8 protein-coding genes and 1 pseudogene are annotated in these 9,838 nt (G+C 32.3%); 4 read left to right on the forward strand and 5 right to left on the reverse strand.

Features of this window, described 5'->3' with window-relative positions; translation table 11 throughout:
- Positions 1-1,236: amidase family protein (locus QZZ53_RS15580; RefSeq protein WP_296386385.1), on the forward strand; the 1,236-nt coding region annotated here is incomplete at its 5' end.
- Positions 1,237-1,378: 142 nt separating this feature from the next.
- Here QZZ53_RS15580 and QZZ53_RS15585 read toward each other — a convergent pair.
- Positions 1,379-2,458, reverse strand: a complete 1,080-nt coding sequence (locus tag QZZ53_RS15585) for a serine hydrolase (RefSeq protein WP_296386387.1) — start codon at positions 2,456-2,458, stop codon at positions 1,379-1,381.
- An 81-nt stretch (positions 2,459-2,539) separates the two neighbouring features.
- On the opposite strand from QZZ53_RS15585, the gene rimO reads away from it, so the two are divergent.
- Complete coding sequence (rimO, locus tag QZZ53_RS15590) at positions 2,540-3,844, forward strand: 30S ribosomal protein S12 methylthiotransferase RimO (RefSeq protein WP_296386389.1); 1,305 nt, start codon at positions 2,540-2,542, stop codon at positions 3,842-3,844.
- Positions 3,845-3,989: 145 nt separating this feature from the next.
- Here rimO and QZZ53_RS15595 read toward each other — a convergent pair whose 3' ends face one another.
- The gene (locus QZZ53_RS15595; protein WP_296386391.1) at positions 3,990-4,802 is read right to left on the reverse strand and encodes a hypothetical protein; all 813 of its coding nucleotides are present in this window, start codon (positions 4,800-4,802) and stop codon (positions 3,990-3,992) included.
- 93 nt (positions 4,803-4,895) lie between these two features.
- Here QZZ53_RS15595 and QZZ53_RS15600 point away from each other — a divergent pair, with 93 nt between their 5' ends.
- Positions 4,896-5,060 (forward strand): hypothetical protein, encoded by a 165-nt coding sequence (locus tag QZZ53_RS15600; RefSeq protein WP_296386393.1) that lies wholly within the window; start codon positions 4,896-4,898, stop codon positions 5,058-5,060.
- 192 nt (positions 5,061-5,252) lie between these two features.
- Positions 5,253-6,242 carry a hypothetical protein gene (locus tag QZZ53_RS15605; RefSeq protein ID WP_296386395.1) on the forward strand — a complete coding sequence of 330 codons (990 nt, stop codon included), beginning with the start codon at positions 5,253-5,255 and terminating at the stop codon, positions 6,240-6,242.
- Positions 6,243-6,578: 336 nt separating this feature from the next.
- Here the strand turns inward: QZZ53_RS15605 and QZZ53_RS15610 are convergent, their stop codons facing one another.
- The 3 genes and pseudogenes from QZZ53_RS15610 to QZZ53_RS15620 all read right to left on the reverse strand — a co-directional run.
- A complete protein-coding gene (locus QZZ53_RS15610) occupies positions 6,579-7,121 on the reverse strand; it encodes a DUF4287 domain-containing protein (RefSeq protein ID WP_296386397.1) in 543 nt (180 codons plus the stop codon).
- Between the two features lie 370 nt (positions 7,122-7,491).
- Entirely contained in the window at positions 7,492-9,294 is a 1,803-nt protein-coding gene (locus tag QZZ53_RS15615) for a tetratricopeptide repeat protein (RefSeq protein ID WP_296386399.1), read from the reverse strand.
- Positions 9,295-9,306: 12 nt separating this feature from the next.
- Positions 9,307-9,838 (reverse strand): annotated as a pseudogene (locus QZZ53_RS15620) (hypothetical protein); the annotation flags it as partial.

Below are 9,838 nucleotides of genomic sequence, written 5' to 3' on the forward strand. Positions count from 1 at the left end.
TATATAAACGTAATAAATCCTTCTCGTATTGAAATGAGAAAACAAAGTCTATCTGTTATAGATGCAGCAATGGAAAATTCAGATGCAACAAGAATTAAGTATGCTTCCAAACAATCAAGAATTAGTAACGCATACAAAAAATGGATTGGACAGAACATTGGCTTAAAAGAAAATGATGCTTTAATTCTTGGAAAGGCGAACTTAAGTGAATGGGCTTATTTCTTTTGTGGGGACTGTCCTAGTGGTTATTCGGCAATAGGAGGTCAAACTTTAAATCCTTATGGAAGGCGTATCATTGATACTGGTGGTTCAAGTGCTGGAAGTGGAGTATCTGTTTCTGCTAATTTTTGTGCTGCAGCTATTGGTAGCGAAACTGCTGGTTCTATTTTATCACCTGCAAGTCAGAATTCTACAGTAGGACTAAAACCAACAATAGGCTTAGTAAGTCGTAGTGGTATAGTTCCTATTTCTTCAACCCTAGATACTGCTGGTCCAATAACAAGAACCGTTTTCGATAATGCTATCGTTTTAGATGCCATTTTTGGTGAGGATAAATTGGATAGCAAGTCATTTATGATAATGTGGAACTCTGGCTTTTACTTCGATAGCTTAAAAGAAGGCACTTTAAAGGGAAAGCGCTTTGGTGCACCAAAACGATTACTAGAAGATACTCTGTATGCTAATGCGCTAAAAGTTTTAAAATCACAAGGAGCAAAAATTATAGAAATTGATGAAGAAGAATTAGGTTTACCTAATTTCTTGCGATTACTCAACTTAGATATGAAAAAGGATTTACCAGCTTATTTGGAGGGTTCTGCAAATAATAATATTGAGTTAAGAACGGTTTCAGATGTGATGGCTTTCAATTTAAAAGATTCTTTAATAAGGATGCCATATGGTCAGAATTTATTTAAAGGAATTGCTGATGATAAGGGTGATGCTATTTACTTAGAGCGCATTAAAGACACTTTAAAAACCAATGGAAAACAATACTTTGATTTACCAATGAATGCGAATAATTTAGATGGTTTTTTATCCATAAATAATTATCATGCAGCATTTGCTGCAGTGGCAGAATATCCTGCTTTAACAGTACCAATGGGTTATACAGGTGAAGGAATACCTAAAGGCTTAACCTTTATTGGGAAACGACTTCAAGAAAAACAGTTGTTAGAATGGGCTTACGTATATGAGCAAGCATCTAAAGCTAGAGTTGCGCCTAAGGATTATAATTGATTCTATAAAGGTACAATAAGTAGTATGTCAGTTCGAGTGGTTTTTAATTTTTTTGAATTGAAAATTGTATCGAGAACTAATTGTAAAAGAAAGCTTCTCGATACAATTCCTCATACTTCTGAATCACTCGAAGTGACAACTTTTATTCAATTAATGCATTAATGCGTAACCACAATTGGTTATCGAAATCGGATAACGCAAAAGCTTCACTATTAGCTGCATTCCCCATTCTTATAACGACTATTTTTTTACTTGGAACCACATAAATTTTTTGGTCATTTTTCCCTAATGCGGCATACATATCTGAAGGCGCATTTGGTATTAAACTACCATTAAATTGTACTTGAGATTGAGGCAATCTATAATTAGACTTTCCATTCAACCACCACAAATAACCATAAGCTTGGTTTAAGTTTTGAGACGTGTTTACAGCATCATTTAAAAAAGTTTCAGGAATAATTTGACTAGTTTTCCATTTTCCATCTGCATAAGTTAATAATCCAAAACGTGCCATACTGCGTGTTGTACTCCAGTACACACTAAAATCACCACTTTGTAACCATGCACCAGTCATACCAATTCTATCTTTCAATTTTGCATTAAAATAATTAGACCAATTTTGGTTACTTGCTTCTGCAACCACATCTTGAAGTTTTACATATACATTATGATATGCCCAGCGCTCACCAGCATCAGAGACATATTGAAGGTTAGAAGCCGAAGCATTATCACCTAAACTATCGTCTAAGCCAGAACTCATAGATAATAAATTCTTGCAGGTAATTAGATTTTCTTTATCTATAGGAGCACTCGTCCATTCAGTTCCAATATAATCCGAGACTTTATCATTTATATCAATTAGTCCTTCTTCTTGGGCAATTCCTGTAATTGCTGTGGTTAATGTTTTTCCTGCACTAGCCCAATACCAAGGAGAGGTATTTGTATGGCCATCAAAATAGTGTTCTACAACTATTTTACCTTCATGCAGAATTATAAAACTTTTGCTGTTTTTTAGTTCTAAATAATCGAGTAGTGGTTGGAGTTGATTTTCGTTCCAATTTAAATCTGAAATGGTTTTAGTTTCCCAAGTATCAGAGTTTAAAGGTGGAAAGTAAATCTCTTCATTTATTGGATCTTGTTCTTGTGGTTGACTTTCATCAGAAGAACAAGACACAATAAGTAGCAAAGCTAATAAAGTGGAGGTTAAGCTTATTCGATTCATGGTTTAGATTTTTATTTAAGACCTATAAATATACTAAAGGTTTAATTTACGTTGTATCTTTGCAAACTGATTTATAAGACCATGCGTACAAAAACTCTTAAGAAAAATAGAATCAACGTTATCACTTTAGGCTGTAGTAAAAATGTTTACGATAGTGAAGTGTTAATGGGACAACTAAAGGCAAGTGGAAAAGATGTTGTGCACGAGCAAGAAGGTAATGTTGTAGTGATTAACACTTGTGGCTTTATAAACAATGCCAAGGAGGAAAGTGTGAACACCATTTTGGAGTACATGCAGAAGAAAGAAGATGGAGAAGTTGATAAGGTGTTTGTTACAGGATGTTTAAGTGAACGCTACAAACCAGATTTGCAGAAAGAAATACCAAATGTAGATCAGTATTTTGGAACCACAGAGTTGCCAGGATTATTAAAAGCTTTAGGAGCAGATTATAAGCATGAGTTAATCGGTGAACGTTTAACTACAACCCCAAAAAACTATGCATACTTAAAAATAGCTGAAGGTTGCGATAGACCTTGTAGTTTTTGTGCAATTCCTTTAATGCGAGGAAAACATAAAAGTACTCCAATAGAAGAGGTTGTTATTGAAGCTGAAAAGTTAGCTGCCAACGGCGTCAAAGAATTGATTCTTATTGCTCAAGATTTAACCTATTATGGCTTAGATTTATATAAAAAACGAAACCTTGCTGAATTATTAGAACATTTAGTTAAGGTTGAAGGTATAGAATGGATTCGTTTGCACTATGCATTTCCAACAGGATTTCCGATGGATGTGTTAGATGTGATGAATCGTGAGTCTAAAGTTTGTGATTATTTAGATATTCCTTTACAGCATATTTCAGATTCTATTCTAAAAAGTATGCGTCGTGGAACCACAAAAGAAAAGACCACAAAGCTGCTTAAAGACTTTAGAGCAAAAGTGCCAGAAATGACCATAAGAACAACACTAATTGTTGGTTATCCAGGTGAAACACAAGAAGATTTCGAAACCCTTAGAGATTGGGTAAAGGAGATGCGTTTTGAGCGCTTAGGATGTTTTACCTATTCACACGAAGAAAATACACATGCTTACAATTTAGAAGACGATGTGCCAGAAGAGGTGAAGATGCAACGTGCTAATGAGATTATGGAAATTCAATCTCAGATTTCTTGGGAATTGAATCAAGCCAAAATTGGGCAGGAGTTTAAAGTGGTTATTGACAGAAAAGAAGGTAATTACTTTGTAGGGCGTACAGAATACGATTCGCCAGACGTGGATAACGAAGTTCGCATTGATGCAACTGAAACTTATTTAAAAACGGGTGAGTTTGCTACTATAAAAGTTATTGAAGCTGAAGATTTTGATCTTTACGGAGAGGTTGTAGCTTAATTGTTTGTGACTTAAATAAGGTTTTGGGTGTCCTATAAATAAACCCACTTACAATGACTCCCGTAAAAGAAACCAAATGAGAATAGTATTACTAACATTCTATTTGGTTGTGAGTTATTTTATTTATAGGATTTTGTTTTAACCATTAACACCCATCTCTTGGTCCAAAGGTAAATACCAATTCTTGCTCCATTTTTTCTCCATTAGCGTTTTCAGCAGGTATCCATTTTCCAGGAATGTTTTTAATGAGTTTCATGAATTTTTCGTCAATCGACGGATAACCAGTTGTCATAGCATCATGTTTCACATTTGAGACTTCTCCTTCTTTTGTTATTATAAAAGATAGTTTTATGGCTCCGAGTTTCTCGTCTTTTATTACGTTCATGTTATCCTTACTATGTTCCTTTAGATAATTAATGAGCGCTTCTTTACCATTGACATAAATCGCTTGTGTATCTGGAACAACAGTGATATGAGGGCCGAAAAAACGCTCATCTAACTTACCAGTCTCTTTATTCTTTTCTTTAAACTCTGTTCTAATGGTAAAATGATTAAAATAGTCTAATGATTTTATAAGTTGGAGCTGCGCATTGGTGAGATTTTCATCAGAACTGTATTCTTGTTTGTTGGATTGTTGGTTATTTTCTATAACGATAATCCTTACCGAATTAATATGTGCTATTTGTTCCTTTTCTCCTTCATTAAGAAAGGCATAAATTGTTTTAGCCTTAGCTATATCTGATTTTTTTACAGCTGCAAATCGTGTGTCAACTCCATAGTATAAAACGGGAATGCCATTTCTATTTGGATCTTCAGTAGTTTGGTTTTCTATAGCGATGGTTTTATCAGCTATTGATTTTGAGTTGTTAGTCTCTGTGATATTAACGGTTGTAAAGCCAATAATTAATACACTAGCGATTGCTAAAACTGTACCTAAAAGAATGATGTTCTTTTTCATGTTGTTATATGTTTTGAGATTGATTTCCATCAAATATATTAGTGAAAGCTATTTATATAGCAAAATTAAATGTAAAAAAAGTGTAAAATTTTTGTGAACGCTTTAAGTAATACAGGTTTTAATATTGAGGTTTTTAATATGGGAAGTTCGTTTGTGGGCGAATGGTACATCATCGTGTTTGTGTATAATAGGTTGCGTGTTTATGCACCTAATTTAGTAAATACAAAACAAATAGAAAATCCGTTAGGGTTTTCGTAAGCAGGGGAGCACTAGCAATAAATTGTTTACTGTTTTGTGCTGTCATTATTTTTCTAATTATGCTATAATACATCCTCAAAAATGATATATATCATTTAGTAACTTTTTCATTTTTTTTAATTTTCAATATTTAATAATTGCGAAAAATTTACTCAATGTTGGGTCTTTGATAATATGTAAAACTTTAAAACCATGAAAACTAAGCAGTTTATTACAGGTATTCTTTCTTTTTTAACTATTTATTGCTTTACCCTTGCTTTTACAGGATGTAGTAGCGATGATGATGGAGATGGAGATGGACAAACAACAGTAGCTTATAGAGTTACAGAAATAATTAGTACTGAAACTTCTGGTTCAGATGTATATGAAGACAAAGAGCTTTATAATTATATTGATGAGCGTTTAATTGAAGTTATTGATCTCGACAAAGAAAATGGCATTTGGGAGGAAGATAGAAAGACAGTATACGACTATGAAGGTGACTGGGTATATTCTAGACGCTACAACAAAGATGGAGATAACTGGGTAGAACAGAATCTTGAATCATCCCAAGGAATAAAAATTGTAAATGGGAAAGTTGTAGAAACTAAATACAGCAATACTTTTATGAATTATGTTTATAAAACTATTTTCACTTATAATGGTGATGACTTAGTTAGAATTGAGAGTTTTAGAAATGACGAATTAGATGAGAAATATGTCTTAACTTATAATGGAGGAAACTTACAAGACGTTATTGAATATGAGTATAACGATGATATTGAAGAAATGTATTACAAACATGCATTTTCTTATTCAGGAGGAAAATTATCTGAGAAATTAGGGTTATATTTTGAAAATGGAGTTTGGGTAAATAATGATAAAGATGTATACCTATATTCTGGAAACAAAGTGATTCAAATTGATGATTATGACTATGATAATGATAGTTGGGAATTTGATGATAGCGAATTTTTCAGCTATAATAGTTTAGGACTTTTAGAATCTATTTCTGAGAGTGGTGATGGATGGACAGAAGAGGAGATTTATACATATGAAGCAGGTATAGGTAATTATAAATTAATACAAGGTGATGATGGCTGGTATTATTATAATAATTACCCAACCGCACAAAGAGAAGCTGCACCTAATACAATACCTGATGCTAGAAAATTTAACATAAATCGGTTTTTAATGCATTAGAATAATGATAGGAATAGACATACTGTTTTAAAATCTTTGATTTTAGACTACTAATTAACTCATTAAAACAAAAAAGACTTTACATTTCTGTAAGGTCTTTTTTGTTCTATCCTTTTTTTAGTACTGAATTTACTGTAGGTCTCAAAACATAAGAAGCTTAATTATTTGATTTTCATTCATTTAATGGTGTGCAGGATATAAAAGCGTTTCAATGTTTTATAGCCAACGTTACTGAAACAAGTTCAGCACAGGTAAACGAAGTTAGCTTTTTATAAATTTAAAGACAAGGCTATAACAGGTTTAAAATCAGTATTTTATCATATACTGTTAATAAAGCTATTCTGCTTTTGAGTAGGCTTCTTGTATCCAATTCATCAATTCATTATCAATTTCATCTTCAGATGTAATTTGCACTCTGTGTGTGCACATTGTACCAAAAGGACCAGAATTACTAAGTCGGTCTGTTGTTGGTTTGTCTTTTAGTTTTAGACCTAAGTCAATTCGTGTTTTTGTAGCTGGTTTTATTAAAACAAATTGTCGTTTTCTAATGATACTTACACTTGTTTTTTTAGGTGTAATCGTGATATCGCTTCCAAAGTCTTTAATTGCAGAAAGCAGTTTTTCATAAATAGGAAGTAAGGATTCTTTTCCTTTGTATTGCGAAACGACTAAATCTTCAGGAGTATTGTTTTCTTCCTTGGATAAGGTGACAATAGTATTAGCAAAACCATGCGTTACTCCATGTTCTTTCTTTAAGAAATTAACTCCTTCAGAATGCTTTGCAAAGGCTTTTGTTTTTAAGATTGTTTTCCATTGGTCTAATGATTTACCAGTTTTCTCTGGCATATTATTAATCATGGTTTGTAGAGCTTTGTCCATATCTAAATTATTGTGAAAACATTTTGATACTTAAAAGTACTAAATAAGTTTGAGTTCAATGATAAGAATTAAAAAAAGGCAGGCTTTTGTTTGCCTTCTATTAACCAAGTAAATAGCTTATAAATAAGTATTAGTAACATTGTTTAATGTGTTTTGTGGTTTAACTTAATTAGTTTTCGTAGCGACTTACTACTGGACGTCTGCAGCCTAATCCAGCGCAAGGCACCACAAAACTGGTTGCCATTTTTAAATGACAGTACAAACATATATCGAAGGATAGATGAAAAGAAATATAGATTACGGACAATTAGTGGACAATCGGTTAGATATTATTGGACAAAAGGTGGACTAATTACATTAAAATATTGATTTACAGGTCAATAACTAGTTCTTGTAAAGAATCTTCTGTAGTTAAATTGAGTTTTTTTCGCAGACGATAACGTGCTTTTTTTACGCCTTCTATAGAAATATTGAGAATGTTTGCAATCTCTTTACTCGATAGATTCATTTTTAAAAGCGACATTAAACGTAAATCGTTATTACTTACTTCAGGATAATTGCGCATTACTCTAGAATTAAAATCTTTATGCACATCTTCGAAATAGGTTCTAAACTGTTCCCAATTGTTATCATTATTAATGTCAAGGTTTATTGTGTTGATGACTTTTTGATAGCTTCTAGAATTACCACCTTCAGATTTAAGTTCTTTTAATTGCGATTTTAAATCAAGTAATACTTCATTTTTATGTGCTAAATGCAAAGCATGTGTTGTGAGCTCTTTTTCTTTAAATTCTAAATCGTTGTCTAGCTTTTCGTGCTGTATTTTGTTGCGCTTCATTTTTTGACGTAATCCATAGACTATAGCAATGGCTAATGCAGAAGCTCCAATAAGTGAAATTAGAAGAAACCATTTTTCGTTTTCGGCTTTTTGTTTGCGTTCTTCGAGTAGTTTAATTTCATTTTGTTTGATGATGAGTTCTTGCTCCTTCTTTTCGGTTTGGTATTGCACTTCTAGCTCGTTAATTCTTTCATAATTTTCTTTGCTTAAAAGTTCATCATGAAGCTTAAAAAACTTTAAATGATTCTCATAAGCTTCTCTGTAGTTGCCTATTTTGGCTTGTGCTTTAGAAATATCTAAATAATCATTCTTAATATTATCCTTTCCTTGGGTTTCTAAATCGAGTACTAATGCTTCGTTATAATAATGTAATGCTTTCTTGTTATTGTTCAATTTCAACTCTACATTTCCTAAAGCAGTAAGGTTTAGAGCCACTAAAGCTTTTTGTTTGTATTCTTTACTGATGACTAATGATTCTTCAAATAACTTTTTAGCCTTTGAAACACTATCGGTTTCCATATATATCTGTCCTAAACTATTATATGCACCAGCCAAATCGTTATTATAGTTAATTTCTTTGTATTCAGAAATAATCTCCTTGAACATCGCAATGGCCTTTTTATACTGTTTTGAGTGTTTTAAATTATTTGCAATTAAGCTGTTTACAGCGTTGGTTTCTCCTTTATAACCAGCTAGTGTAGAGAAAATCGCTTTAGCTTTTTCTAAATAATTGTTTGACATTTCGAAATTTGCTATGCTATTGTAAGAGTACCCAATATTATAATAACTATAGGCGATAGTCCAAGATTCTGCTTTAATAGCTTCTTTAATTTTTAGGGATTCGATATGTACTGCTATAGCTTCATCAAAATTCCCTAAATCGTCTAATATGATGCCTTTATTATTTAAAGCTTCAGCAATACTTGTGCTATCGTTAAGTTTTTTTTGAAGTTCTATAGCAATATCAATAGTTTTTATTGAGTTTTCAAAATCCGAAATAATAGCATAATACACACCTAAGTCATTGGTGGTTTGTGCTATTTGGTCTTCTACGTTATGCTTTTTGGCTAAAGCTATCGCTTTGTCTAAATACGGCTTTGATGTTTTTGGATCAACATAAAGATATTCCATATTGAGTTGCCTGTACGATTCAATTTTTAAGGTGTCATGTTGGGTTTTAATGCTATTAAGAAGACTATCAACACGTTTCTTATCTTGACTATGAATCGTTAAAGAACTGAGCACGAAAGCTAAAATTAATAAAGTCAGTATGCTGTTCACTGCTTTATTATGTTTATAAAAAGGGATTGTGTATGATGCTTTAGAGGTATTCATGCGTTGTAATATTTATAATTCTATAACCAATTCTTGTAAAGATTCTTCTGTATTTAGATTTAGTTTTTTTCGTAATCTATAACGTGCTTTCTTAACTCCTTCTATAGAAATATTGAGAATATTTGCAATTTCCTTACTCGAAAGATTCATTTTTAAAAGAGACATTAAGCGCAAGTCATTATTACTAACCTCTGGATAACTGCGCATTACTTTAGAATTGAAATCTCTGTGCACATCTTCAAAGTAGTTTCTAAACTGCTCCCAATTGCTATCATTATTAATATCTAGGTTAATCGTATTGATGACTTTTTGGTAGTTTCTAGAATTTGGACTACTCGACTTCAATTCTTTTAATTGCGATTTTAAATCAAGTAAAACTTCATTTTTATGTGCCAAATGCAAGGCGTGTGTAGTGAGTTCTTTTTCTTTAAAGGCTAAATCTCCATCTAGCTTTTCGTGCTGTATTTTGTTGCGCTTCATTTTTTGACGTAATCCATAGACTATAGCAATGGCTAATGCAGAAGCTCCAATAAGTGAAATTAGA

It is taken from the genome of Winogradskyella sp. (genome assembly GCF_016744625.1).
Classification (GTDB): domain Bacteria; phylum Bacteroidota; class Bacteroidia; order Flavobacteriales; family Flavobacteriaceae; genus Winogradskyella.

What these genes read in the sequence shown, in the direction of transcription:
- QZZ53_RS15585 (WP_296386387.1), bottom strand. Translation starts at nt 2,458, where the DNA reads ATGAATCGAATAAGCTTAACCTCCACTTTATTAGCTTTGCTACTTATT.
- rimO (WP_296386389.1), top strand. Translation starts at nt 2,540, where the DNA reads ATGCGTACAAAAACTCTTAAGAAAAATAGAATCAACGTTATCACTTTA.
- QZZ53_RS15595 (WP_296386391.1), bottom strand. Translation starts at nt 4,802, where the DNA reads ATGAAAAAGAACATCATTCTTTTAGGTACAGTTTTAGCAATCGCTAGT.
- QZZ53_RS15605 (WP_296386395.1), top strand. Translation starts at nt 5,253, where the DNA reads ATGAAAACTAAGCAGTTTATTACAGGTATTCTTTCTTTTTTAACTATT.
- QZZ53_RS15610 (WP_296386397.1), bottom strand. Translation starts at nt 7,121, where the DNA reads ATGGACAAAGCTCTACAAACCATGATTAATAATATGCCAGAGAAAACT.
- QZZ53_RS15615 (WP_296386399.1), bottom strand. Translation starts at nt 9,294, where the DNA reads ATGAATACCTCTAAAGCATCATACACAATCCCTTTTTATAAACATAAT.